The organism is Allorhizobium sp. DMC15 (assembly GCF_056314065.1).
The window spans coordinates 135915-160192 of record NZ_JBQUZB010000004.1; the positions used below are offsets into that span (position 1 = coordinate 135915).

At 60.4% G+C, this 24278-nt stretch carries 21 protein-coding genes, 1 pseudogene and 1 riboswitch; of the genes and pseudogenes, 15 read left to right on the forward strand and 7 right to left on the reverse strand.

Annotated features, from left to right (window positions below):
• The first annotated feature begins 161 nt into the window (after window positions 1-161).
• The 4 genes from ACT53S_RS18300 to ACT53S_RS18315 are packed head-to-tail and all read left to right on the forward strand — an operon-like array spanning window position 162 to window position 4161.
• Window positions 162-1514 (forward strand): LLM class flavin-dependent oxidoreductase, encoded by a 1353-nt coding sequence (locus ACT53S_RS18300; protein WP_476068031.1) that lies wholly within the window; start codon window positions 162-164, stop codon window positions 1512-1514.
• An 8-nt stretch (window positions 1515-1522) separates the two neighbouring features.
• A complete protein-coding gene (locus ACT53S_RS18305; RefSeq protein ID WP_476068032.1) occupies window positions 1523-2362 on the forward strand; it encodes an ABC transporter permease in 840 nt (279 codons plus the stop codon).
• A 44-nt stretch (window positions 2363-2406) separates the two neighbouring features.
• The gene (locus ACT53S_RS18310; protein ID WP_476068033.1) at window positions 2407-3384 is read left to right on the forward strand and encodes an ABC transporter substrate-binding protein; all 978 of its coding nucleotides are present in this window, start codon (window positions 2407-2409) and stop codon (window positions 3382-3384) included.
• Between the two features lie 3 nt (window positions 3385-3387).
• Window positions 3388-4161: an ABC transporter ATP-binding protein gene (locus tag ACT53S_RS18315; protein WP_476068034.1), complete on the forward strand. Its 774-nt coding sequence runs from the start codon at window positions 3388-3390 to the stop codon at window positions 4159-4161.
• A 36-nt stretch (window positions 4162-4197) separates the two neighbouring features.
• On the opposite strand, the gene ACT53S_RS18320 is transcribed toward ACT53S_RS18315, so the two are convergent.
• Window positions 4198-5037 (reverse strand): AAA family ATPase, encoded by an 840-nt coding sequence (locus ACT53S_RS18320; RefSeq protein WP_476068035.1) that lies wholly within the window; start codon window positions 5035-5037, stop codon window positions 4198-4200.
• A gap of 174 nt (window positions 5038-5211) precedes the next feature.
• On the opposite strand from ACT53S_RS18320, the gene ACT53S_RS18325 reads away from it, so the two are divergent.
• On the forward strand, window positions 5212-5865 hold the full coding sequence (locus ACT53S_RS18325) for a thiamine diphosphokinase (protein ID WP_476068036.1): 654 nt from the start codon (window positions 5212-5214) through the stop codon (window positions 5863-5865).
• A 4-nt stretch (window positions 5866-5869) separates the two neighbouring features.
• Window positions 5870-7702, forward strand: a complete 1833-nt coding sequence (locus tag ACT53S_RS18330) for an ABC-F family ATP-binding cassette domain-containing protein (protein ID WP_113377794.1) — start codon at window positions 5870-5872, stop codon at window positions 7700-7702.
• Here ACT53S_RS18330 and ACT53S_RS18335 read toward each other — a convergent pair.
• The gene (locus tag ACT53S_RS18335) at window positions 7699-9489 is read right to left on the reverse strand and encodes an ABC transporter ATP-binding protein/permease (protein ID WP_476068037.1); all 1791 of its coding nucleotides are present in this window, start codon (window positions 9487-9489) and stop codon (window positions 7699-7701) included. The two genes, ACT53S_RS18330 and ACT53S_RS18335, sit on opposite strands and share 4 nt — an antisense overlap.
• A gap of 133 nt (window positions 9490-9622) precedes the next feature.
• A riboswitch (TPP riboswitch) is annotated at window positions 9623-9737 on the forward strand.
• A 92-nt stretch (window positions 9738-9829) separates the two neighbouring features.
• Between ACT53S_RS18335 and thiB the strand changes: the two genes are divergently transcribed.
• The 4 genes from thiB (at window position 9830) to ACT53S_RS18355 (ending at window position 14953) form a co-directional block, all read left to right on the forward strand.
• Window positions 9830-10807: a thiamine ABC transporter substrate binding subunit gene (gene thiB, locus ACT53S_RS18340; protein ID WP_476068276.1), complete on the forward strand. Its 978-nt coding sequence runs from the start codon at window positions 9830-9832 to the stop codon at window positions 10805-10807.
• A 7-nt stretch (window positions 10808-10814) separates the two neighbouring features.
• Window positions 10815-12473 (forward strand): thiamine/thiamine pyrophosphate ABC transporter permease ThiP, encoded by a 1659-nt coding sequence (locus ACT53S_RS18345; protein ID WP_476068038.1) that lies wholly within the window; start codon window positions 10815-10817, stop codon window positions 12471-12473.
• Window positions 12463-13206, forward strand: coding sequence for an ATP-binding cassette domain-containing protein (locus tag ACT53S_RS18350; protein WP_113377798.1), 744 nt, complete (start codon window positions 12463-12465; stop codon window positions 13204-13206). Before ACT53S_RS18345 ends, ACT53S_RS18350 begins: the two co-directional genes overlap by 11 nt.
• 247 nt (window positions 13207-13453) lie before the next feature.
• Window positions 13454-14953: a M48 family metalloprotease gene (locus ACT53S_RS18355; protein ID WP_476068039.1), complete on the forward strand. Its 1500-nt coding sequence runs from the start codon at window positions 13454-13456 to the stop codon at window positions 14951-14953.
• Between the two features lie 64 nt (window positions 14954-15017).
• Here the strand turns inward: ACT53S_RS18355 and ACT53S_RS18360 are convergent, their stop codons facing one another.
• Together ACT53S_RS18360 and leuB are read right to left on the reverse strand one after the other, a co-directional pair.
• Window positions 15018-15890, reverse strand: coding sequence for an RNA polymerase factor sigma-32 (locus tag ACT53S_RS18360; RefSeq protein WP_476068040.1), 873 nt, complete (start codon window positions 15888-15890; stop codon window positions 15018-15020).
• Window positions 15891-16193: 303 nt separating this feature from the next.
• Complete coding sequence (leuB, locus tag ACT53S_RS18365; protein ID WP_476068041.1) at window positions 16194-17306, reverse strand: 3-isopropylmalate dehydrogenase; 1113 nt, start codon at window positions 17304-17306, stop codon at window positions 16194-16196.
• Between the two features lie 181 nt (window positions 17307-17487).
• On the opposite strand from leuB, the gene ACT53S_RS18370 reads away from it, so the two are divergent.
• Window positions 17488-18420, forward strand: a complete 933-nt coding sequence (locus ACT53S_RS18370) for a pyridoxal-phosphate dependent enzyme (protein WP_476068042.1) — start codon at window positions 17488-17490, stop codon at window positions 18418-18420.
• Window positions 18421-18478: 58 nt separating this feature from the next.
• On the opposite strand, the gene leuD is transcribed toward ACT53S_RS18370, so the two are convergent.
• Both leuD and ACT53S_RS18380 read right to left on the reverse strand, forming a co-directional pair.
• Window positions 18479-19084 (reverse strand): 3-isopropylmalate dehydratase small subunit, encoded by a 606-nt coding sequence (leuD, locus tag ACT53S_RS18375; protein ID WP_476068043.1) that lies wholly within the window; start codon window positions 19082-19084, stop codon window positions 18479-18481.
• Between the two features lie 174 nt (window positions 19085-19258).
• Window positions 19259-19489 carry a hypothetical protein gene (locus ACT53S_RS18380; protein ID WP_476068044.1) on the reverse strand — a complete coding sequence of 77 codons (231 nt, stop codon included), beginning with the start codon at window positions 19487-19489 and terminating at the stop codon, window positions 19259-19261.
• A 110-nt stretch (window positions 19490-19599) separates the two neighbouring features.
• On the opposite strand from ACT53S_RS18380, the gene ACT53S_RS18385 reads away from it, so the two are divergent.
• From ACT53S_RS18385 to ACT53S_RS18400, 4 genes and pseudogenes are all read left to right on the forward strand, one after another.
• Window positions 19600-20520, forward strand: coding sequence for an HpcH/HpaI aldolase/citrate lyase family protein (locus tag ACT53S_RS18385; RefSeq protein WP_476068045.1), 921 nt, complete (start codon window positions 19600-19602; stop codon window positions 20518-20520).
• Window positions 20517-20723 carry a DUF1737 domain-containing protein gene (locus tag ACT53S_RS18390; RefSeq protein ID WP_113459052.1) on the forward strand — a complete coding sequence of 69 codons (207 nt, stop codon included), beginning with the start codon at window positions 20517-20519 and terminating at the stop codon, window positions 20721-20723. Before ACT53S_RS18385 ends, ACT53S_RS18390 begins: the two co-directional genes overlap by 4 nt.
• A 175-nt stretch (window positions 20724-20898) precedes the next feature.
• Window positions 20899-21347 (forward strand): annotated as a pseudogene (locus tag ACT53S_RS18395) (sugar transferase).
• Between the two features lie 130 nt (window positions 21348-21477).
• Window positions 21478-23334, forward strand: coding sequence for a polysaccharide biosynthesis protein (locus ACT53S_RS18400; protein WP_476068046.1), 1857 nt, complete (start codon window positions 21478-21480; stop codon window positions 23332-23334).
• 42 nt (window positions 23335-23376) lie between these two features.
• Here the strand turns inward: ACT53S_RS18400 and ACT53S_RS18405 are convergent, their stop codons facing one another.
• A complete protein-coding gene (locus ACT53S_RS18405) occupies window positions 23377-24270 on the reverse strand; it encodes an intradiol ring-cleavage dioxygenase (protein WP_476068047.1) in 894 nt (297 codons plus the stop codon).
• Window positions 24271-24278: the final 8 nt, after the last annotated feature.

Here is a 24278-nt window from a genome sequence, read left to right on the forward strand (position 1 = left end):
CATCTTCCAGTGGCCGGCGACGACCGAAAACACAAAGTGATCTGACGCTCTTTTGGGAAAGTGTTCTCCGAAGAGCCCCAATTTCAGCAGGTTCCTTTCTATATTAATTTTGTCGATAATATAGATTTGTGTCATCCGTTCTGCTTAACAGAGAGAGAGCCATGACACGCAAAATCAGACTAGGGGCATTTCTTCCCGGCGGTGGGCAGCACATCGCCTCCTGGCGTCACCCGGACCAGCCTGTCGATGGTGCGGTCAGTCTCGAGTTCCACAAGCAGCTTGCCCTCACGGCGGAGCGCGGTCTGTTCGATGCCTATTTTCTGGCAGATGGTCTCGCCGTCGGGTTCGGCGGCGCGCGTGAAGGAGGCAATGCCCGTGTTGCCGGTTTCGAACCGGTGACGCTGTTCTCGGCGCTCGCTCCTTTTACGACCCATCTCGGCTTCATAGCCACAGCCTCGACGACCTATGAGGAGCCCTATACGACTGCCCGCAAATTCGCCTCGCTCGATCTCATCAGCGACGGTCGGGCCGGCTGGAATGTCGTCACGACGACGGGCGATGCAACGGCCCAGAATTTCAACAGAGATACGCAGCTTCCGCATGCGGATCGCTACAAGCGCGCAGCCGAGCACGTCGACGTCGTCAAGAAGCTCTGGGACAGTTTTGAGGACGATGCCTTCATTCGCGACAAGGAGACGGGGGTTTTCTTCGATCCTGCCAAATTGCATGACGCCGATCACCATGGCGAGCATTTCAAGGTCAAGGGACCGCTCAATGTCTCCCGCTCTCCTCAGGGGCATCCGGTCATCGTTCAGGCCGGCCAGTCCGACGATGGTCGTGGCTTGGCCGCCGCAACCGCAGAGGTGATCTTTACCGCTCACCAGCACATCGGGACTGCCCAGGAATTTTATCGGGACATCAAGGACCGTGCGCGCGGTCTGGGCCGCAATCCGCATCACGTGTTGATTATGCCCGGCGTCTCTCCCTTTGTCGGACGAACAGCAGAAGAAGCCCGCGAGAAGTATGACCGCCTGACCTCACTGATCCTGGAGGAAGACGGCATCGGCCTGTTGAACGGTCTGACGGGCGGCACCCTCGACCTCAGAGGTTATGATCTTGACGGGCCGCTGCCGCCGGCGCCCCCCACCGAGGGCATGAAAAGCCGTCAGGCACTGATCCGTCAGATCGCCGACGAACACAATTTCTCGATCCGACAACTTTACCAATGGGTCGCTTCCGCGCGTGGTCACTTCACCATCGTTGGAACGCCCGTACAGATCGCCGATACGCTGCAAGAGTGGTTCGAGAACGAAGCGGCCGACGGCTTCAACATCCTCCCGCCGTGGCTGCCCACGGGTCTTGATGACTTTGTTGAACTCGTCATTCCCGAACTGCAGCGTCGCGGCCTGTTCCGGACTGCCTATGAAGGCAGAACGTTGCGCGAAAACCTGGGTCTGCCCTTTCCGATCAATCGCTACGCGACCGGGCGTTCCGTCGTGCAGGCTGCTGAGTGAGGTGGGTCATGTCCTATGAAGATATCCAACACCGTCCCGCTTTCGGTCTCGGCGTCTCGCAAGGTTCAGTGCGCCCGGCGCCCTGGCTGAGGCAGCTGGCGGCGGCCACTGCGCCGTTCTTCGCCCGCTACGGTCTCGTGGTCGCCTTCCTCGTTCTGTGGCAGGCATCTTCCACCTTCGGATGGGTCAACGCCTCCGTCTTCCCGCCTCTCAACGAGATCGTCAGTGCCCTTTGGACGGCCCTCTCGAGAGGCGCGATCGTCGATGACATTGCGATCAGCCTGCAGCGGTCCGGCATTGCCTTCGTCGCCGCTGTCGGTCTTGGCATCCCGCTTGGCCTCTTTATGGGACAGGTCAGGGCCGTGGAGCAGGCGCTCGACCCGCTCTTGCAATTTTTCCGCCAGACCTCGGCTCTCGCGCTCTATCCCGTCTTCATCCTGCTCCTTGGGCTCGGGGAAACCTCCAAGGTCTTCGTGATCTTCTGGGCGACGCTCTTCCCGATCCTCTTGTCCACCATTGGCGGCGTGAAGGAGGTCGACCAGAAGCTCATCGAGATGGCGCGGACATATGGCGCGGGCTCCTTGCAGATTTTCCGTCGTGTCGTGCTTCCGGCCTCCGTTCCAGCAATCTTCGTTGGGCTGCGCCTTTCAGCCACGACGGCGCTCCTGCTGCTGATTGCCGCTGAAATGATCGGCGCCAACAAGGGCCTCGGCTTCCAGGTCATGAATGCCCAATACAACTTCCAGATCCCGCTGATGTTCGCAGCGATCCTTCTCCTCGCCCTGTTTGGCCTGGCCGCGAACGCTGCGCTCGTTCACTTGCAGCGGCGTCTCTGCCGCTGGGCCTGATCCATTCCACTGATCCCGTCACTTCATCATTCAAGGAATCTCCGATGACATTCCACTCTCGCAAGCTCCTCCTCTCTGCAGCCCTGTCCCTGGCGCTGTCTGGCACGGCCTTCTCCGCCGAAGAGGTAAAGTTCCGCTATCTTGCAAGCCAGGGCGGTCTCTCGGCATATGAGCTGGCCGCAGAACTCGGCTACTTCGAAGGCACGGGCATCACCATCGAGAATGTCGGTTATGCCACCGGTGGCCCGGCCTCTCTGATCGCGCTGGCTTCAGGCGACGTCGAGATCGGCAGTGCGGCGACCTCTGCCGTGCTGAACTCGATTACCGGTGGCAACGACTTTGTCGCCGCCTATCCTTCGAACGGCATCAACAACGAGGTCCAGTCGATCTTCTACGTGCTGGAAGACAGCCCGATCCGAGACATCAAGGACATCGCCGGCAAGACCATTGCCGTCAACACGCTTGGCGCTCACCTCGATTATACGATCCGCGAGGCCCTGCATTCCGTCGGGTTGCCGTCTGATGCGGCCAACCAGATCGTCGTACCCGGGCCGCAGCTCGAACAGGTCCTGCGTTCGGGCCAGGTCGACGTTTCGGCCTTCGGCTACTGGCAGACGACCTTCGAAGGTGCGGCCAAGAAGAACGGAGGCCTGCGCGCGATTTTCGATGACACCGACATCCTCGGTGAGATTGCCGGTGGTTTCATCGTGCTGCGGCGCGACTTCATCGAGAAGCACCCGGAGACCGCGAAAATCTTCGTCGAGCAGTCCGAACGCGCGCTGGACTACGCTCGCGAACATCCCGAGGAGACCAAGAAGATCTTTGCGAAAGCCCTGGCCGAACGTGGTGAAAATGCCGACATTGCCCAGTTCTTCCGTGGTTACGGAGTCCGCCCAGGTGGTAAGGCCATCGAGCGTGATCTGCAGTTCTGGATCGACGTCCTTGTCCGTGAGGGCAAGATCAAGGAAGGCCAGCTCTCGGCCGAGAAGATCCTCTATTCCTCCGATACCGCGAGCAACTGACCCATGGCGCTCGCTCAGTCCAACAGCATTCGAGGAGAGGTGGTAATCCGTCACCTCTCCAAGGCCTTCACCCTCAACGGGAAACCGCTCCCGGTCCTCAAGGACCTGAACCTCACGATCCGGTCAGGCGAGAGCCTCGCCATCGTCGGCGCCAGCGGTTCCGGCAAAACGACGCTCCTTCGCATCCTCGCCGGCCTCGAACAGGCCGATGGTGGCGAGGTGTTGATCGATGGCCGGCGTGTGTCGGGCGTCGGAGCCGAGCGGGCTGTCATCTTTCAGGAGCCGCGCTTGCTGCCCTGGCTGACCGTCATCGACAATATCGGCTTCGGTCTGGAGACCAGGGGGCTCTCCCGCGAGGAAGCCCGCTTCATCTCGCAGCGCTATGTCGATCTGGTCGGTCTGAAAGGGTTTGAAACCGCCTATCCGCGGCAGCTTTCTGGAGGCATGGCTCAGCGTGTTGGTATTGCGCGGGCGCTCGCCGTCCAGCCGGAAATCCTGCTGCTCGACGAACCGCTCGGTGCGCTCGATGCCATGACGAAGATCGGAATGCAGCAGGAACTGGCGCGGATCTGGAAGGAAGAGGACGTGACAACGGTGCTCGTCACCCACGATCTCGAAGAGGCGATCTTTCTGGCGGATCGGATCCTCATCCTTCCGCGGGAAAAAGGTGCCGAGCCCAAGCTGGTCGACGTCGACCTTCCTCGTCCGCGCGACCGCAGCAATCCCCGCTTTGTGCGCCAAAGAGAGGAACTGCTCGGATTGTTCGGGTTGCACTGAACGAGCAGGACTCATCGAGCGCGTGGACCGGCTCACCTAACGATCGCGGCGGGCCATGAAGGCGAGACGCTCAAACAGGTGGATGTCCTGCTCGTTCTTCAGCAAAGCACCGTGCAGTTTGGGTAGCGCATGTTTGGGATCGGCGCGCAATTCGGCCGGGTCCATGTCCTCTGATACCAGAAGCCGGATCCAGTCGAGCGCCTCTGAGGTCGAGGGCTTCTTCTTCAATCCTGGGGTTTCCCGGATTTCGAAAAACTGGCTGAGCGCGTTGCGGAGAAGGCTCTTCTTGATGCCGGGATAATGAACCTCGACGATGCGTTCGAGCGTCTCCACATCCGGGAAACGAATGTAGTGAAAGAAGCAGCGGCGCAGAAAGGCGTCCGGCAGCTCCTTCTCGTTGTTCGAGGTGATGATGACGATCGGCCTGACCCGAGCCGCTATGGTCTCACCTGTTTCGTAGACATGGAACTCCATCCGGTCGAGCTCCTGCAACAGATCGTTGGGGAACTCGATGTCCGCCTTGTCGATCTCGTCGATCAGCAGCACGATCTTCTTTTCTGCAGCAAAGGCCTGCCAAAGCTTGCCTCGACGAATGTAGTTCTTCACGTCGTTCACTCTGGCATCGCCCAGCTGGCTGTCGCGCAGGCGAGATACCGCATCATATTCGTAAAGGCCCTGCTGGGCCTTGGTCGTGGACTTGATATTCCACTCCAGGATGTCCAGACCGAGGGCCGAGGCGACCTGACGCGCCAGTTCCGTTTTGCCTGTGCCCGGCTCCCCCTTGACCAGAAGTGGTCGCTCAAGTCGGATTGCAGCATTTACAGCGATCATCAGATCCTTGTCCGCTATGTAGTCCGCGGTGCCGGTAAATTGCATCGGTCGGTTTTCCTTTGTATTCGCCTTTCAATTCGTCCCTAGAGGCTAGCGACGCGAGCGCTGCGGAGCAAGTTGAAGCCGTGCAACGCCGTTGCCGCCGTCGGATCAGGTTGCGTGACCCCGCCAACGCTTTCGCCTTTCCCTTTTCGGCCAAGATGCGATATGGGCAGGCACATGAAAAATGCGTGCTTCACCATCCTTCTCGGCGGTCATCTGACCGTCACGGATCGCCTTAAAGCGTTGACCGAAGGCAGCCGTGCGATTGCTGCCGACAGCGGGATGCGGCATGCATCCGCATTGGGGATCGTTCCGGAACTTTGGGCAGGTGACTTCGACAGCAGTGAGGCAAGCCTCATTTCGGCATGGCCTGGCGTCGAGCGTCGGACGTATCCTGCGGCCAAGGCCGCAACAGACGGCGAAATTGCGGTTGCCGAGGCCATTTCCCGCGGTGCCACGCGGTTGATCTTTGCCGGGGCCCTCGGCGGAGAGCGGTCCGACCACGCCCTGCAGCACTATCTGAATGCGCTCGGCCTGGTGGAAGACGGTTTCGAGGTGGTGCTGACCTCGGGTGATGAGGAGGCCTACCCGTTTGCCGATGAGAGCCAGCTCGAGCTGGAATTGCCCAAGGGAGCTCTGTTTTCGGTTCTGGGCTTCACCGCGCTCGAAGGGCTGACCATTCGCAACGCACGCTATCCGCTCACCGATTTCTCTCTGGCTTTCGGGTCGTCCCGCACCATTTCCAATGTCGCCGAAGGTCCCGTTTCGGTGTCGCTCACCCGTGGCCGCGCGGTTCTGCTGGCGCGCCCCTACGATCTTTCTGGAGCCTGAAGCCTTGGCGCCTCCCATACTTAAACTCGACGATATCTTCCTCTCCTTCGGCGGAACGCCGCTCTTGAATGGCGCCGGACTGCAGGTGGAACCTGGTGACAGGATCTGTCTGGTCGGCCGCAACGGATCGGGCAAATCGACGTTGATGAAGATCGCGGCCGGTCTGGTCGAGCCGCAATCGGGGGAGGTCTTTCGTCACCCGGCCTCGACGATCCGCTACCTTGAACAGGCACCAGACTTTGCCGGCTATGCAACCGTGCAGGCCTATGCCGAGGCAGGACTTGGACCGGGAGACGATCCTTATCGTGTGACCTATCTCTTGGAGCATCTGGGTTTGACGGGCCAGGAAGACCCGACACGGCTTTCTGGCGGCGAAGCGCGGCGGGCGGCACTTGCCCGCGTACTGGCGCCTGAACCCGATATCCTCATGCTTGACGAGCCGACGAACCATCTCGACCTGCCGACCATCGAATGGCTTGAAGGTGAACTGCAGAAGACCCGCAGCGCGCTCGTTCTCATTTCCCACGACAGGCGCTTCCTGGAAAAGATCTCGACCGCCACCGTCTGGCTTGATCGCGGTCTGTCCCGGCGACTCGCCCGGGGCTTTGGCCATTTCGAAGAATGGCGCGACAAGGTGCTGGAAGAAGAAGAAATAGAGCAGCACAAGCTTGGCCGTCAGATTGAACGCGAAGAGCACTGGCTGCGCTACGGGGTTACCGCCCGGCGCAAGCGCAACATGCGGCGGCTGGGAAATCTGCAGGCCCTGCGCGCGGATTACCGTGGGCACAAGGGACCACAGGGCACAATTCAGGCTGCGGTCAGCGAAGGCCGGGAAAGCGGCAAGCTGGTCGTCGAGGCGGAAAAGATCACCAAGGCCTATGGCGATCGAACCATCGTTGCGCCTTTTTCGATCCGCGTGCATCGTGGAGACTGCATCGGTTTGATCGGACCGAACGGGGCTGGCAAGACGACGCTTCTGAAGATGCTCACGGGTCAGTTGCAGCCTGATGAGGGCGTGATCAAGCTCGGCACCAATCTTGAGATTGCGGTGCTCGACCAGAAGCGTGAAGACCTTAACCCCGATGATTCGCTTGCCCATTATCTGACCGACGGGCGTGGCGAGAACCTGTTGGTCAACGGGGAGCAGAAGCACGTCACCGGCTATATGAAGGACTTTCTGTTTCAGCCCGAACAGGCTCGCACGCCGATCCGCAACCTGTCCGGTGGGGAGCGCGCCCGGTTGATGCTGGCGCGGATCATGGCCAAGCCTTCGAACCTGCTGATCCTCGATGAGCCAACGAATGATCTCGATATCGAGACCCTCGACCTATTGCAGGAAATTGTCGCGGGATACTCGGGTACAGTCATTCTGGTGAGCCATGACCGCGATTTTCTCGACCGCACGGTGACCTCGACCATCGCTCCGGCCAATCCGGACGCGCCGGATGGTCGCTGGATCGAATATGCGGGGGGCTATTCGGATATGCTTGCGCAGCGCAAGGGTGTCGAAGACGAGCGCAAACGAGCGGAGAAAGCCGAAAAAGCAAAGACCCAGGAGAGTGCAGGCGCCAAACCGGCCGATAGCGGCTCAAAGAACAAGGGCAAGCTCTCTTTCAAGCAGAAATTTGCCCTGGAGAACCTGCCGAAGGATATGGAAAAGGCAGAGAAGGAGATCGCCGCGCGCGAGGCTAAGATGGCCGACCCCAACCTCTTTGCCAAGGATCCCGCAACCTTCAACAGGCTTGCTGCCGAGATGGAGAAGCTCCGCGCCGATATTACGCGCTGGGAAGAGGAATGGCTGGAACTCGAAATGCTGCGCGAGGAACTTGAAGGTTAAGCAGGCTTCTCTGGCGCGTTATTCATCACGCGCTCAAGATGCACCAGCCTTGCCCCGGTGGCCTGCGCGAAAGCGGCGGAACGACCGATGTAAAGCAGGGTGGTGTCGGTCATTTCGCCCAGCAGAGCTGCCAAACGAGCCTCGGTCTCCGGTTCCAAGCCTTCCAGCACATCGAAGAATACGACCCAGCGGGGCTTGCGCAGGAGAATGTTGGCAAATGCGAGGGCCATCTGCTCATCCTTGTCGAGAAGCCTTTCCCAGCGCGCGCGCTCCTCAAGTCGCGTGCCGAGATGCCGCAAGCCCACCCTTTCCAGGGCGGATCTCAAGTCCTCGTCTGTAAACTTTGCGGAGGGCACCGGATAAGCGAGAAGGCTGCGCAGCTTGCCTTCGGGCAAGTAGGCAATCTGTGGGACAAAGAGGATTTCGGCACCGGCCGGAAGCAGAATTCGTCCCTTGCCGAAAGGCCACAAGCCCGCAAGGGCATTGAAAAAGAGCTTGCGATTGACGCCCTGGTCACCGTTGACCATCACATGTTCGCCTGGCGCGATCTCCATGTCGCGTTCCGCGAGGCGAAATGCGCTGCCGTTATTGTCTGCTGACGCGGCCACGCCAATTTCGAGGGCTTTCAGGCGCAACACCCCGTCCTCGGACATCGAGATCTCTATATTGCCGGAATTTGTGTCCGTTTGGTCCATGGTATCGAGGGCAGCGCGAAACACGGTGACCCTCAGCAGTGCGGCTCGCCAGTCGGCGATCTGGCCGAAGTTGTCGACATACCAGCGGAGCGCGGAATACACCTGAGTGAAAGCCGCTGCCGCCATCATCAGGCCGCCGAAGGTAATCGTCCCCGCAAAGTAGGCGGGTGAGGCAATCAGGATTGGGACGATAATCGCCAGCCAACCGAAACCTGCCGTGACCCAAGTGAGATTGGTCAGCGCGAGCGCCAGATTGCGGATGGAGCCCAAGACGCTGTCCAGCGTTTGATGGATGTGCCGCTTTTCGGTGTCCTCTCCCCGCGCAACGGCGATCGCTTCAAGATTCTCATTGGCGCGCATCAGCGAAAAACGCAGGTCCGCCTCGCGCGCATATCGCTCGGCGTTCAGGGTCGACAGCCGTCTGCCGACAAGACGGCTGAGGAGGGAAGCGGCAAGGGCATACAGGATCGCGCCCCAGACCATGTAGCCTGGGATTCGGAAGCTCCAGTCTCCGAGCTTGAAGACGAAGTCGCTCGACAGACCCCAAAGCACCCCTATGAAGCTCACCAGAAGGATCGTCGCGTTGAACAGGCCGATCGACAAAGAAGTCGTCATTTCTGCCAGCTTGCGTGCGTCTTCATGCAGTCGTTGGTCCGGGTTGACCCCGAGCGGGCTCGTCATTGACAGACGAAACGCCCGGCGTCCTGCCAGCCACTGGTCGATTACGTCGCGGGTCAAGCCCTCGCGCATGTGCAGTGCCGTCATCTGGTTCAGCCAGGCCTGAACGACGTTCAGGACGAGAAGTGCGCCGGCAATCACAGCGAAATTTCGCAGTTCCTGGAGAAATGCCGGCAAATTGCGCTGTTCCAACGCGTTGTAGAAGGGCGCGTTCCAGTGGTTGAGCAGAACGGTCCCGTAGGCAGTGGCGAGGATGACCACGACCAATGCGAGCGCGAAGGCAAGGATACGGTTGCGGATGGCTGAATGCCAGAAGCTGTGAAGCGCGATGGCCATCTGCTTGCGGAAACTCGCTTCAACTGAGGCGATGGCCTGCTCAGCAGAGGCCGGCTTTCCGCTCATGTCACTCGTCATGCCTCTTCTTGCCCCGGAATATTCAGCACAGTCTGATTGTCTGCGTACCATGGCTGCATTGCGTTTCAATTACCAATCGAGCGCGCCTGGCCCAGCCATCTTGCACTCGCAGGAGCGGCGCGCTATCTCCTTGTTTGCTCTAACGGGGTGCCTTCCGATCTGACTTTACCGGAATGCTGAGAGGCGTCAGCCAACCCGCGGAACCTGATCCGGCTAACACCGGCGGAGGGATTAGACGCGTCGATCGCAAACGCCCTATCCCGATATCAATGATTTTTTGGAGGAGGGCGTCATGCCGTCATATCTCGCTACCTGTTTCCGCTCCGGCCTCGCGGCTGCCATGTTGACTGTCGGCTTCACCTTGCCTGTCCGGGCGGACGACAAGGTCCTCACCGTCTATACCTACGAAAGCTTCATTTCCGAATGGGGCCCCGGACCGAAGGTCAAGGAAGCTTTCGAGAAGACTTGCGACTGCAGCGTGAACTTTGTCGGTGTCGCGGATGGGGTGGCTCTTCTGACGCGGCTTAAGCTCGAAGGCGAGGGGTCGAAGGCCGACGTCGTTCTTGGCCTCGATACGAATCTCGTTGATGAAGCCAAACAGACCGGTTTGTTCGAAAATGCAGGGATCGACGCATCGAAGGTCAGTGTTCCCGGAGGCTTCCGTGACGACGTCTTCGTCCCCTATGACTACGGCCACTTTGCCGTGATCTACGATACCCAGACCATCAAGACGCCACCCAAGAGCCTCAAGGATCTGGTCGAGGGTGACCCGAGCCAGAAGATTGTCATTCAGGATCCTCGCACGTCCACGCCCGGGCTTGGCCTGTTGCTCTGGGTGAAGTCGGTCTATGGCGACAAGTCGGCAGAGGCCTGGACAAAGCTGAAGGGTCGCATTCTCACCGTGACCCCCGGCTGGTCGGAAGCCTATGGCCTGTTCACCAAGGGCGAGGCGCCGATGGTGTTGTCTTATACGACGTCTCCGGCCTATCACATGGTTGCAGAAAACACTGACCGCTATCAGGCGGCCGACTTCTCCGAAGGGCATTACATTCAGATCGAGGTTGCCGGCATCCTGAAGAATGCGCCGGAGAAGGATCTCGCGCGACAGTTCCTGGCCTTCATGCTTGAGCCTGGTTTCCAGGACACGATCCCAACGAACAACTGGATGATGCCGGTTGCAGCCACTTCCGAGCCGCTCCCCTCTGCCTTCGAAACGCTCGTCCAGCCGAAGACGACCTTCCTCATGACTCCGGCCGAAGTTGCGGCCAACCGTCAGGCCTGGATCGACGAATGGCTGAAAGCCATGACACTCGACTGAACCGCTGATGCTGCGTCCGCTGCACCAGTCCCGCCGACAGAGGCTGCCTGCGCTCGCGGGCGGCCTTCTCGTCCTCGGCCTTACTTCAGCCTTTGTCGGCGTGGCTCTCATTTTCCTGCTTTCGGGCCGGGCAGGTGGCTTGTGGCAAGCTTTTTCCGACCCGGTGGTCCAAGCCGTGCTCGGGTTCACGTTGTGGCAAGCTCTGCTTTCCACATTGATCGCCGTCGGTCTCGCGGTCCCCGTTGCCAGTGCGCTGGCGCGCCAACCGTCTTTTCCCGGCCGGCAATGGCTGATCCGGCTCATGGCAGTGCCCATGGGTTTGCCGGTCCTGATCGGCGCGCTTGGCCTGATCGGCATCTTCGGCCGCAACGGCTTGGTCAATGATGCGCTTGCAGCGCTCGGGTTCTCGCAACCGATTTCAATCTATGGGTTGTCCGGTATCTTGATTGCCCACGTGTTCTTCAATTTGCCGCTTGCGACCCGGCTGATGCTCTCGGCCCTGGAACGCGTGCCTGCGGAATACTGGCGAACGACGGCCAGTCTTGGTCTTTCGCCTCTCTCCAGCTTCCGCTTTGTGGAATGGCCGGTGCTTGCGCGTGTCATCCCGGGTGCTGCCGGGCTGATCTTTATGCTCTGTGTCACCAGCTTCACGCTCGTCCTCATCTTCGGTGGTGGGCCGGCTGCGACCACGATCGAGGTGGCGATATATCATGCACTCCGTTTCGATTTCGATCCGGCGCGGGCGGTGTCGCTGGCCTTCGTCCAGATCACGGTGACGGCCTGCGTTCTGGCGGGTCTCAGCTTTCTACCGGCAGTGTCCGATACCGGCGCGACAAGCGGCCGGACGGCTATCCGCTACGATGGCCGTCGCCCCGTCGTCCTGCTCCTGGATGCCATTGTTCTGGCGTGTGCGGGACTCTTTCTCGCACTGCCGCTTGGCCAGATCGTGGCGTCGGGCCTGAAGGCCGATCTCATGGGTCTCATAGGGCAACCGGCTTTTCGACAGGCAGCAACAACCAGCCTTATCGTCGCGACCGTTGCGGGCCTCCTTGCCACAGGAGGGGCTTATGCCGCCATTGCCGCGCGGGGCGTGCTATCTACCGGTCCATCGGCAAAGACATGGCCTGCGCGCTTTTATTCCGCGTGCCTCGTGGGGGTTTCGTCGCTGGTCTTGCTGATCCCCACCAGTGTGCTCGCCACAGGCTGGTTCCTGGCACTCAGGCCGCATGGGGATATTGTTGAATTTGCGCCCGTCGTCGTCGTGGGTATCAACGCGCTGATGGCTTTGCCGTTCGCCGTTCGCGTTCTCGAACCCGCCGTTTTCGAACACCGCACGCGCACGGCGCGCCTGTCGGAAAGCCTGGGCTTGTCCGTCGGCCAGCGACTTCGTCTTGTCGACTGGCCGGTCCTGAGGGGACCGCTCATGACAGCCTTCGCCTTCACCATGGCTCTTTCGCTCGGCGATCTCGGCGCGGTCGCGCTGTTCGGCTCGGAGAATATCTCAACGCTGCCGACCCTGATCTATGCCAGAATGGGCAGCTACCGCAGCCATGATGCGGATGGTCTCGCGTTGATCCTGGGCGTCATTTGCCTGACCCTGGCCCTTGTTGGCGCATCCGGTTCTCCCCGCGGCGATTCACAGAAGGAGCGGGCCCATGCCCCCTAAAGCTTCCGCTTCCATCCGGCTCGATCACGCCCGGCTTACGCTCGGACAAAACCAGTTCCTGTTCGACTGCGACTTCGCGCCCGGCGTCATCACCGCTGTCGTCGGGCCATCGGGCGCGGGAAAATCAACTCTGCTCAATCTGGTTTCCGGTTTTGAACGCGCCGAAAGTGGCGCGGTTCTGATCGGCGGACAGGATGTCACCCAGCTTGCTCCGGCGGATCGGCCCGTTTCTCTGGTCTTTCAGGACAACAACCTGTTCTCCCATCTCGATCTGTTCACCAATATCGGCCTTGGAATTCACCCTGGCCTGAGGCTGCAGCCGGCCGACCGCATGGCCATATCCGAAGCGCTCGATCGCGTCGGGCTTTCCGGATATGAGCGGCGCTTGCCGGGGTCTTTGTCGGGCGGAGAGCGTCAACGGGTCGCGTTTGCACGTGCGCTCGTGCGTCGGCGTCCGGTCTTGTTGCTGGATGAGCCATTCGCGGCGCTCGATCCGGGACTTCGGGCCTCCATGGTTGATCTGCTTGCCACGCTGCACCGCGAGACCGGCGCCACAGTGCTTCTCGTGACGCATGATCCACGCGATCTCGCTCGCCTGGCCAGCCACGTCGTTTTCATTGATGGCGGCAGCGTGCTGATCGATGCACCGACGGGGCAATTTCTCGAACGAATCGATCTTCCCCCCGTCCGCGACTTTCTCGGCATAGATCTTTCCGGGGAACCTTCGCCTTAATTTGGTCGTTCGCTGCTGTCATGCGGCCAGAGAATGGTTGCCCAGCGCGGCAGGGGCTTGGTCAATGCGGTTGCGGCCACTATGGTCTAGAGCATGCGACAGTTTCGCATTATGGAATGAGCCGATGGATCGCGATTGAACGATTCTGGTGCCGGGTAACGGATACTCCTCCCGGGCTGACCGAAAGGTCAGACGATCGGGCACAGGGTGAAGGGGCAGGATGCAGTTTTTCAGCCGGAACAGCGTGATGGCTGCCGATGTTGATCGGCGGCGCCGGCCTGTAAGGCTTGCGTCGACGGTGGCAGCGTTCGTCGTGAGCGGCCTGGTCTTGTCGTCCTGTCAGTCGCTTTTCGAGCAGGCCTATGAGCCGTCGGTCTCGCCGTCCAGCAATCCGCAGATCGTTGAGGAAGTGCAGAAGGGTGACCCTCGTGCGCAGATGGGTGCACGCGAGCATCCCCGCATTGTCGCCTCCTATGGGGGCGAATATTCCGACGCGAAGACCGAACGTCTCGTCGCCCGTATCGCCGGAGCACTGACGGCGGTATCGGAGAACCCGAACCAGTCCTACCGCATCACGATTCTGAATTCGCCGGCGATCAATGCGTTTGCGCTGCCCGGTGGCTATCTCTACGTGACACGTGGATTGCTGGCCTTGGCCAATGACGCATCCGAGGTCGCCGCCGTCCTCAGCCATGAAATGGCTCACGTCACGGCCAATCACGGCATCGAACGTCAGCGCCGTGAAGAAGCGGAAGTCATTGCAAGCCGCGTCGTCGCGGAAGTTCTGTCCAGCGATCTCGCTGGCAAACAGGCGCTCGCCCGCGGCAAGCTGCGCCTCGCCGCTTTCTCTCGCCAGCAGGAACTTCAGGCGGACGTCATCGGCGTGCGCACACTCGGCGAGGCCGGCTACGATCCTTATGCGGCTGCCCGTTTCCTCGATTCCATGGCGCGCTACAGTCAGTTCACCTCGGTCGATCCCGATGCCGACCAAAGCCTGGACTTCCTCTCAAGCCATCCGAATGCACCGCAACGTGTCGAACTTGCCAAGCGGCATGCTCGCGCCTTCGGTCCTGAGGGTACGCATGGAGAGACCGGTCGCGACTATTACCTGAACGGCATCGACGGACTGCTTTATGGCGACAGCCCGCAAGAGGGTTTTGTGCGCGGCCAGACCTTCCTGCATGGCCAGCTTGGTATCCGGTTCGATGTACCGGTCGGCTTCCAGATCGACAATAAAGTCGAGGCTGTGCTCGCCACCGGACCCGGCGACGTCGCCATCCGCTTCGATGGCGTTGCCGACAACCAGAAGATCAGCCTGCCGAATTACATTTCGAGCGGCTGGGTCACCGGGCTTTTGCCGGATACGATCCAGACGATTTCGGTCAATGGTCTGGAAGCCGCGACCGCCAGGGCTTCTGCGGATCGCTGGGACTTCGATATTACCGTCATCCGGATTGGCCCGCAGATATTCCGGTTCTTGACTGCCGTCCCCAAAGGGAGCCCGGCTCTCGAAACGACCGCGGCACAGCTACGCGCTTCCTTCCGTCGGATCACGGCACAGGAAGCCGCATCGCTCAAGCCTCTGCGCGTGCGCGTCATCACGGTCGGGCCGGGTGATACCGTCGGTACGCTTTCGGCGCGCATGCTGGGGACGGATCGCAAACTTGAACTCTTCCGGCTGATCAATGCGCTCGGACCCACGTCTACCGTCTCGCCGGGGATGCGCGTGAAGATCATTTCCGAGTAAAATCGGCATTCCTTCAGCAAAAAGCCGGCGTCTCCGCCGGCTCCGCACGTCACACTGTAGCTGTTCAATAAGCCATTTCGTAGCGTGCCGTGTTGGGGGCCCTGTCCGTGAGTGCAAGTTTCAGTTTTTCGAGTGCTCGCGTCTCGATCTGCCGGACACGTTCCTTGGAAATGCCCAGTTCCTCGCCCAGCTCTTCCAGTGTCGCGCCGTCTTCCGTCAAACGCCGCGCCTTGATGATACGGCTTTCACGTTCGTTCAGCCGATTGAGTGCGTCCTTCAGCCACCCGTTCCACCGCTCGCCGTCAATGATCGATGTCACCTGCTCGTCCGGCAGCGCCTCGTTGCTTTCCAGCATATCCAGCTGCTCCGTCCCCTCTCCGTGGCGACCGGCGACCGGAGTCTGAAGCGAGGCATCGTTTCCGGACAGGCGTGCATCCATCGACTGAACATCAGCGAGGCTTACGCCGAGGGCCGAGGCGATTTCCTGGTGGATCGCCTGATCGGAAAGGCGGTTGTCTCCCTGCGCCAATTTTGCGCGCAAGCGCCGGAGGTTGAAGAAAAGTGCCTTCTGACTCGAACTGGTGCCACCGCGCACGATCGACCAGTTGCGCAAGATGTAATCCTGCATCGAGGCCCGGATCCACCAGCCGGCATAGGTGGAGAAACGGACTTCTCGACCGGGATCGAAACGGGCTGCGGCTTCCAGAAGCCCGATATAGCCTTCCTGGATCAAATCATTCAGCGGCAAGCCGAAACCGCGAAACTTGGAGGCCATGGCGATCACGAGCCTCATATGCGCCTGGGCGATCCTGTTGCGGGCGCCCTGATCATCCTGTTCCTTCCACCGGATGGCCAGATCCAGTTCTTCTTCCCGTTCAAGATAGGGCTGCGACATCGCGTATCTGATGATGTGTCTGTCAGCGGATATTGCCTTCATCGAAACATCTCCCTGGGTCTGGGGGACCGCACGCCGGCAGCCCGTTTTCCGGCATTTGCTGTTGAACGGCTCAAGGCCCCTCATGTTCCACCCACTCCCCTGAAGGTGTGGTCGCATCTGCCGTAGATTGCCTTTCGGTGATGTTTACGCAGGCAGTGGCGTTTCGGATTGCCGATGGGACCGTCTCTTTCTCCTCAGAAGGCTTCATCACGGAGAAGTGACCCTCTGCGTGCCGGATAGGGCGCCAATGAAAAACGGCGCGGGTTGCCCCGCGCCGTCGGATCAAAATTCAGATGGTCTGGCTCAGGCCGAGAGCGCCTTGAACTCGGCAAGGATCGCGTCGCCCATTTCGACCGTTCCGACCTGGCGGCAGCCATCGGCCATGATGTCGCCGGTGCGGATGCCCTGGTCGAGCACATTGGCGATTGCCTTCTCGAGTCGATCGGCTTCCGTAACCATGTTGAACGAGTAGCGCAGGCACATGGCAAACGAGGCGATCATGGCGATCGGGTTGGCAATGCCCTTGCCGGCGATGTCGGGGGCAGAACCATGCACCGGCTCGTAAAGCGCCTTGCGCTTGCCGGTCTTGGCATCCGGAGCGCCGAGCGAAGCCGACGGCAACATGCCGAGCGAGCCGGTGAGCATGGCAGCGACGTCGGAGAGCATGTCGCCGAACAGGTTGTCGGTGACGATGACGTCGAACTGCTTCGGTGCGCGCACCAGCTGCATGCCGCCGGCATCGGCCAGCATGTGGTCGAGCTTGACGTCGGAGAACTTCTCCTTGTGGGTCGCGGTGACGACCTGGTTCCACAAGACGCCCGACTTCATGACGTTGCGCTTCTCCATCGAGCAGACGGCATTCTTGCGGGTGCGTGCAAGTTCGAAGGCGACGGCGGCGATGCGCTCGATTTCGTAGGTGTCATAGACCTGCGTGTCGACGGCGCGCTTCTGGCCATTGCCGAGATCGGTGATGGTCTTCGGCTCGCCGAAGTATACGCCGCCGGTCAGCTCGCGGACGATCAGGATATCGAGACCCTCGACCAGCTCGGGCTTCAGCGAAGAAGCGTTGGCAAGGGCCGGATAGCAGATCGCCGGACGCAGGTTGGCGAAGAGTTCGAGATCCTTGCGCAGACGAAGCAGGCCAGCTTCCGGGCGCACTTCATAAGGCACGTCGTCCCACTTCGGACCGCCGACGGCACCGAAGAGAACGGCGTCGGCGGCGAGCGCCTTGGCCATGTCTTCTTCCGAAATGGCCGCGCCATGGGCATCGTAAGCGGAACCGCCGACGAGACCTTCGTCGGTGACGAAGCCGGCACCCTGCGCCTCGTTCATATAGGCGATGATCTTGCGAACTTCGGCCATGGCCTCGGGGCCGATGCCGTCACCGGGCAGCAGGAGAAGATTGCGAGCCGTCATGGAAACCCTCCACTCGAAAAAGAAGTCGCGGTGTCTTACGCGCGGGGCAGGGGCATTTCAAGCGAGATAGGCCGGAAACGGTACGGTTCGCGGCGTCTTGCGCCCGGGTTTTGCCGGTTGACCCATGCGGTTGCGGGGTCCAAAAGATGCACGTCCCTCCAGCATCTTCGAGTCCCCCTCCATGCCCCTTTCTCCCCTGCATATTGAAACACCGCTCCTGCGGGCGGCTGCCGACTATAGCGCAAGCGGCCTGCCGCTCTGGCTGAAGCTCGACGCCCTGCAGCCTTCCGGCAGCTTCAAGCTGCGCGGCGTCGGCCTGCTTTGCCAGCACGAGGTGGCCAAAGGCGCGCGCGAGATTTTCTGCGCCTCCGGCGGCAATGCCGGCATTGCCGCTGCTGTTGCGGGCAGATCGCTCGGTGTGCCCGTCACCATCGTCGTGCCGGAAACGACATCGCCCGAAGTCCGCACCCGCATCGCCGCTACCGGTGCCAGCGTTCTCGTGCATGGATCGGTCTTCGACGAAGCCAATGCCCATGCCGTCGCACTCGCCGCCGAACGCAAGGCGGCCTATGTCCATCCCTATGATCATCCGCTGCTCTGGGAAGGTCATGCGACCCTGATCGATGAAGTGGTGAAGGCCGGTGCAGAGTTCGACTGCGTCGTCACCAGCGTTGGCGGTGGCGGGCTGCTCGCCGGGATCGTCGAGGGTCTGCGGCGCAACGGGCTGCGCGACATTCCCGTCATAGCCGTCGAGACGGACGGTGCCGCATCGTTGAATGCAGCCGTCGCGGCAAAGGAGCGCGTGACGCTGCCGGCCATCACTTCGATTGCTGTTTCGCTGGGCGCGCGGCAGGTCGCGCAACATGTCTTCGATCTTCTGGAGACGCATCCGATCGAAAGCGTCACGGTGACCGATGCCGAGGCGGTTGCCGCCTGCCTGAAATTTGCCGACGCGCATCGGGTGCTCGTCGAGCCGGCCTGTGGTGCGGCACTCGCCGTCGCGGATGTGCATGCCGATCGGCTCTCCCGTTACAAGGCGCCGCTCATCGAGGTCTGCGGCGGCATCGGCGTGTCGCTCGCCGCACTCGAGGCCTGGCGCGCCCGCTTCCTCTGAGGCCAAAGAAAAAGCCGGGCGCGAGCCCGGCTTCAACCTGTCAGCGCTTGAGCAGGACTCAGGCCCAGGGGCGCTGGGCCGCGTTGGACTGCTCGAAGGTCGAGATGCTCGAGGACTTTTCAAGCGTCAGGCCGATGTCGTCGAGACCGTTCAGAAGGCAGTGGCGCTTGAAGGCGTCGATTTCGAAGGAGATCTTGCCGCCATCGGGACCAGTGATTTCCTGGGCTTCCAGGTCGACCGTCAGCACGGCATTCGAACCGCGGCTGGCATCGTCCATCAGCTTGTCCAGATTGTCCTGGCTGACGATGATCGGCAGGATGCCGTTCTTAAAGCAGTTGTTGTAGAAAATGTCGGCGAACGAGGTGGAGATCACGCAGCGGATGCCGAAGTCGAGAAGCGCCCATGGCGCATGCTCGCGCGAGGAGCCGCAGCCGAAATTGTCGCCGGCAACGAGGATCTGCGCGTTGCGATAGGCCGGCTTGTTCAGAACGAAGTCAGGGTTTTCCGAACCATCTTCCTTGTAGCGCGCCTCGGCGAAAAGACCGGTGCCGAGACCGGTGCGCTTGATGGTCTTCAGATAGTCCTTGGGGATGATCATGTCCGTGTCGACATTGACGACCGGAAGCGGTGCCGCGACACCGGTGAGCTTTACGAACTTGTCCATCAGTCTGCCTTCGATCTGGCTAATGCGCGTGTGATGCCCCGCCCTTAGAGCAAAATCGGAAGAATTTGAAGGAGAATCTTGTGACGCCCGCAGCGGCATGTCTGGTGGCGCGATACGCAGCCACAGGAACTCACCCGCCATGCGGGTGAGTGAGAGGGTCTTTGGTCCGACCGATCAGAGGTCGATGATCGTACCCTTGCCGTCATTCCAGACGCGCACGTCTTGGCGACGCTTCGCCTTGACGTAGACGGGCGCGCGCTTTGTCTTGCCCATCAGCATGCGGGCACCGAGCGTCACGGTCAGGAGCGCACCGACCACCAGCGTCAGCGAAACCGCGAAAGCGGCAGCGAGACCGACAAAGGCGAGGCCGGCAAGGGCGTAAACGGCGGATCGAAGATTCTGCATGATCATGTCCTTTCTCGTTGACCAAGGTGGTCCTTATTCCAGGGCAATGCAAGGGCCTTTCACCCAATTGTCATCTTGCGTGGCGGGGCAAAGCTTGCCAGAACTCGGCCATGACATCTGACGTCTCCTCCTTCCGCGCGCACCACCCCTCCCGTGTCCGCCGTTCCGTGCTGACCGTCCCGGCCATCAACGACCGGGCGCTCGAAAAGCTCACGAGCCTGGACTGCGATGCGGTGATCTTCGATCTCGAGGATTCCGTCGCCGAGAACCGCAAGGGGGAGGCTCGCACCAACCTTCTGAATTTCCTCAGAGATCGCGATCTCGGTCACCGCGAGCGGATCATCCGGATCAATGCCGCGGACACCGCGTTCTATCGCGAGGACATGGAACTCGTCATCGAAGCCGCACCCGACGCCGTGCTCATCCCAAAGGTCGAGGAGCCGGTGGCCGTCCAGGACGTGGCCGACATTCTGGGCGAGAGCGATGCGACGGAAGGTCTCAGGATCTGGGCGATGATCGAAACGCCGCGTGGCGTGCTGAATGCCGCAGCGATTGCCTCGTCGGGGCGCACCAGCGACAGCCGGCTCGATGCCTTCGTCGTCGGGCTGAACGATCTGCGCAAGGCAACGGGCATCCCGGCAGCCCCCGGGCGGACCTATCTGGTGCCCTATCTCATGCAGGTCGTGCTCGCCGCCCGCGCCTATGGGCTCGATGTCATCGACAGCGTGTCGAATGATTTCCGCGACATGGACGCCTTTTCGGAAGAATGCGCCCAGGGCCGCGCCATGGGTTTCGACGGCAAAATGCTGATCCATCCGGCCCAGGTGGAGCCGGCCAACCACCATTTCGGTCCGTCGGAGGCAGCCATCACGGAGGCCCGTCTGGTCGCCTCCGCCTTCGCCGACCCCGCCCATGCGGGCTTCAACGTCATCAACATCGATGGGCGCATGATCGAGAGACTGCATGCCGAGGAGGCCGCCCGCCTTCTCGACAAGGTCGCCACGATCGCCGCCAGAAAGGACAAGCCATGAAAGTCTATCGTTTCCTCACCGGCCCAGATGATTCCAGCTTCTGCCACCGCGTCACCGACGCGTTGAACAAGGGATGGGAACTGCACGGTTCGCCGAGCCACACCTTCAACGCCGCTGAAAACCGCTTGTATTGCGGCCAGGCCGTGGTGAAGACGGTGCATGGCAAGGACTATGATCCCTCGATGAAACTCGGCGAGCAGTGAGCCTGCTTTTTAAACCTCACGAAAGGGCGCTCAACCCTGCTGCTCTTGCTGTTCACCCTGACTTCTGCGGTGGCGCCGAGTGGTGTTTCCTCTGAAGTGACGTTTGTGGATTTATTAGCTATTCAAAACGGAATACAGATGGGCTCGTGCGATGGATGGTTTCGGGGGGGCTGTCATGAAACGTATGTTCGACATTCTGGCCGCCCTGATCGTTTTCGCCGTTCGGATGCTTGCAATAGCCCTTGCAGTCCGACTTACGTCCAAGGGTCCCGTTCTTTACTGGTCTCACCCGGTTGGACGTCTTAATCAGCTGTATCTGATGCCAAATTCCGTACCATGCGGATCGAGACGCCGGTTGTTGCCGCCCACCTTCTATCTGATCCGTCCCGGCATGTTACCCCGATTGGTGGCTTCCTGCGCAAGAGAAGCCTCGACGAATTGTCTCAATTCTGGTCGATTTTGCGAGGGGACAGGGCCATCGTTAACGAACGTGACGAGCTGGAGATTCCCTTGAAAGTTGTCTCTGACGCCGAGTGTTTGCTCAAGCGGACCTTTTGGTTTGACTTACGTGTCCTCGCTCTGGCTGGCGCTAGGGTTCTCGGTGCGCGAGGTGTTGCGCATTGAACGGGAGTGCACTAATGCCCGCAGTGATTGCCAACGACGAGGTGGTGAGTTGGGCGTGACCGCAGATAGGCTAGTTATCACCATCCGAGAACGTCTCATCAGGACGCCTCGGGTGTGGAAGCGCATCCTGATGATCTCGATGGACGCGTTTGCCCTTTTGGTTGCGCTGTGGGGTGCCTATGCGCTCCGCCTGTCTGACTGGACGCCGGGACTGACATCCGAGCGGTTGATTCTGGCGGGTTTCGCTCCCCTCGTCGCGATCCCGGTCTTCGTCAGGTTGGGGCTCTATCGTTCGGTGATCCGATATCTTCCCGAGGCGGCGATATGGACCATCTTGCGTGCCATGCTCATTGCCACGATGAGTTGGGTCATCATCATATTCCTCGTGGAGATGGCCGGTCGGGGGATCGTTCCCCGATCGGTGCCATTCCTTTACTTCGTTTTGGGGACGCTGCTCATCGGCAGTCTCCGCTTCGTCGCGAAGTGGATCCTCAGTTTTGGCACGGGGTTGAGGCGTAACGAGCAGCCCGTTCTCATTTATGGGGCCGGACCAACGTCGGCTCGACTTGCGCGTGCCTTGACGGGCCAGGGCAATCGTTACGTGGTCGGCTTGATCGATGACGATCCGTCGAATGTCGGGCGGGATATCGGGGGCTACAGAATATACCCGTCGCGTGACCTGCCCTCGTTGGTCGACCGTTACGGGATCCAGCAGATCATTCTGAGCATGTCGGCGATACCTTCTGACTCTCGTCAGTCCGTCATTGCTCGAGTGTCAGGCTTGGGTGTTCAGGTGCGCAGCCTTCCTGATATCTCCGATCTTGTCGACGGACGTTACATCGTCAATCAGGTCCGCGAGATCGAGATCGACGAGTTGTTGGGGCGCTCCTGCGTGCCGCCGGACAAGAGCCTTCTGGCTGCCGCGATTACCGACAAGATCGTCATGGTGACCGGAGCAGGTGGTTCTATCGGATCGGAACTCTGTCGTCTGATTATGCGCTGGAAGCCTCGAAAACTCATTCTGCTCGAAGCCAGCGAATATGCGCTCTACAATATCGAACAGGAGCTGATCTCGGTTGGAGATTGCGTGGTGGTTCCGGTTTTGGGATCAGTTACGGATTCGGCGACCATGCGTCGAGCCATTCGACAGCATCAGGTACAGGTTCTTTACCATGCCGCCGCTCATAAACATGTGCCGTTGGTAGAGGCGAATGTGCTGGAAGGTATTCGCAACAACGTTTTCGGCACTTTGACCGCAGCTACCGTGGCCGCAGAGGAAGGTTTAGATAGGTTCGTTCTCATCTCGTCGGACAAAGCGGTTCGCCCGACCAACGTCATGGGAGCGACGAAGAGATGGGCGGAGTTGATCGTCCGGTCCATTGCTTTTGATCCCAGATTCGCGACAAACGGCCGGGCTTTTTGCGCTGTTCGATTTGGCAATGTGATCGGATCGAACGGTTCGGTCGTCCCCCTGTTCAAGCGACAAATAGCCCAAGGAGGACCCGTCACGGTTACGGACCCCGATATGACACGCTATTTCATGTCAATCCCGGAGGCGGCAGAACTAATTGTGCAGGCCGGAGCGTTATCGGGTGGTGGTGATGTTTTTCTCCTGGACATGGGCGAACCAGTCAGGATCGGTGATCTCGCCGAAAACATGATCCGGCTGGCGGGATTTCAGGTTCGCAGCGATGAAAACCCGCGAGGCGGTGCGCCAAATGATATCGCAATCCAGGTCATAGGGAAAAGGCCGGGAGAAAAGCTCTTTGAAGAGCTTTTCTACGATCGGGATAATGCCACATCGACTTCGCATCCCAAAATTCTTCGGGCTTATTCCTCAGGCATTGCAAACCACGAGGTAGCCCAAGCTTTGGAACGCCTCAAAGCTGCAACAGCGTCGGAAGACGAACAATTGGCGCGCGCCGTTCTGTTCGAATTTATTGGCGTGGCTGGAGCCGCTCCGGTCGCGCGCGGTGAACGCAACTAGGGCCTCTTCAGTATGTGCAAAGCTCTCGATCTGGGCGGCACGTTAATTCCTCGGAAGTGACGTACTCACCAGCACGAAATCGTGCTTCACCTCCCAGAATTCCTCGGTGAAGCCGAAGTCCGACGCCCGGGCGGCATCCTTCCGGCGATCGAATTTCGCGAGCAGGCTCTCCTTCACGCCGAAGACCGCATCGGAATGGATGTAGGGATCATCGGGATCGAAGATATGCGTGACGAGCGTCTCGTATCCCTCTGCCTCGATGATGTAGTGCAGATGGGCCGGGCGGTAGGGGTGGCGACCGAGCTTGCCGAGCAGTTGGCCAACCGGCCCGTCGTCGGGGATCGGGTAGAATTTTGGCTTTACCGCCCGGAACCAGTAATGTCCGTCCGGCCCGGTGCGGAAGATGCCGCGCAGGTTGAAGTCGGGCTGGATGCCCTTCTGCTGGACATCGTAGAAGCCCTCGTCATTGGCCTGCCAGACATCGATCACGGCATCGGCGATCGGCTTGCCCTCGGTGTCGAGGATGCGGCCCTCGATGACCATGTCCTCGCCCTTGGCATCAAGGCAGATATTGGCGCCCATTGGCAGTTCGGGAGCGTCGGCCACATGGAAGGGGCCGAGAACGGTGCTTTCCGAGGCGCCCGAGGGTTTGCGGTTGTTGACCGCATCGACCAGCATCGAGACGCCGAGCACGTCTGACAGCAGGATGAATTCCTGCCGCCATTCGTTGCACATTTGGCCGGTGCGGGTGAGGAAGAGGATCGCCTCCATCCACTCGTCCTGGGTCGGCTCCAATTCCTTGACCGCCTCGTGCAGCTTGCGGGTAATGACCTCCATTACCTGCTTGAGACGCTCATCCTTGGCGTTGGCATTCCGACCTGTGACGACCTCGACGGAGGTCTCCTCAGTGAAGTAGCCCTTTTCGTGCGCTTCCATATTCGCTC

What these genes read in the sequence shown, in the direction of transcription:
- ACT53S_RS18300 (WP_476068031.1), top strand. Translation starts at nt 162, where the DNA reads ATGACACGCAAAATCAGACTAGGGGCATTTCTTCCCGGCGGTGGGCAG.
- ACT53S_RS18305 (WP_476068032.1), top strand. Translation starts at nt 1,523, where the DNA reads ATGTCCTATGAAGATATCCAACACCGTCCCGCTTTCGGTCTCGGCGTC.
- ACT53S_RS18310 (WP_476068033.1), top strand. Translation starts at nt 2,407, where the DNA reads ATGACATTCCACTCTCGCAAGCTCCTCCTCTCTGCAGCCCTGTCCCTG.
- ACT53S_RS18315 (WP_476068034.1), top strand. Translation starts at nt 3,388, where the DNA reads ATGGCGCTCGCTCAGTCCAACAGCATTCGAGGAGAGGTGGTAATCCGT.
- ACT53S_RS18320 (WP_476068035.1), bottom strand. Translation starts at nt 5,037, where the DNA reads ATGCAATTTACCGGCACCGCGGACTACATAGCGGACAAGGATCTGATG.
- ACT53S_RS18325 (WP_476068036.1), top strand. Translation starts at nt 5,212, where the DNA reads ATGAAAAATGCGTGCTTCACCATCCTTCTCGGCGGTCATCTGACCGTC.
- ACT53S_RS18335 (WP_476068037.1), bottom strand. Translation starts at nt 9,489, where the DNA reads ATGACGAGTGACATGAGCGGAAAGCCGGCCTCTGCTGAGCAGGCCATC.
- thiB (WP_476068276.1), top strand. Translation starts at nt 9,830, where the DNA reads ATGTTGACTGTCGGCTTCACCTTGCCTGTCCGGGCGGACGACAAGGTC.
- ACT53S_RS18345 (WP_476068038.1), top strand. Translation starts at nt 10,815, where the DNA reads ATGCTGCGTCCGCTGCACCAGTCCCGCCGACAGAGGCTGCCTGCGCTC.
- ACT53S_RS18350 (WP_113377798.1), top strand. Translation starts at nt 12,463, where the DNA reads ATGCCCCCTAAAGCTTCCGCTTCCATCCGGCTCGATCACGCCCGGCTT.
- ACT53S_RS18355 (WP_476068039.1), top strand. Translation starts at nt 13,454, where the DNA reads ATGGCTGCCGATGTTGATCGGCGGCGCCGGCCTGTAAGGCTTGCGTCG.
- ACT53S_RS18360 (WP_476068040.1), bottom strand. Translation starts at nt 15,890, where the DNA reads ATGAAGGCAATATCCGCTGACAGACACATCATCAGATACGCGATGTCG.
- leuB (WP_476068041.1), bottom strand. Translation starts at nt 17,306, where the DNA reads ATGACGGCTCGCAATCTTCTCCTGCTGCCCGGTGACGGCATCGGCCCC.
- ACT53S_RS18370 (WP_476068042.1), top strand. Translation starts at nt 17,488, where the DNA reads ATGCCCCTTTCTCCCCTGCATATTGAAACACCGCTCCTGCGGGCGGCT.
- leuD (WP_476068043.1), bottom strand. Translation starts at nt 19,084, where the DNA reads ATGGACAAGTTCGTAAAGCTCACCGGTGTCGCGGCACCGCTTCCGGTC.
- ACT53S_RS18380 (WP_476068044.1), bottom strand. Translation starts at nt 19,489, where the DNA reads ATGCAGAATCTTCGATCCGCCGTTTACGCCCTTGCCGGCCTCGCCTTT.
- ACT53S_RS18385 (WP_476068045.1), top strand. Translation starts at nt 19,600, where the DNA reads ATGACATCTGACGTCTCCTCCTTCCGCGCGCACCACCCCTCCCGTGTC.
- ACT53S_RS18390 (WP_113459052.1), top strand. Translation starts at nt 20,517, where the DNA reads ATGAAAGTCTATCGTTTCCTCACCGGCCCAGATGATTCCAGCTTCTGC.
- ACT53S_RS18400 (WP_476068046.1), top strand. Translation starts at nt 21,478, where the DNA reads ATGATCTCGATGGACGCGTTTGCCCTTTTGGTTGCGCTGTGGGGTGCC.
- ACT53S_RS18405 (WP_476068047.1), bottom strand. Translation starts at nt 24,270, where the DNA reads ATGGAAGCGCACGAAAAGGGCTACTTCACTGAGGAGACCTCCGTCGAG.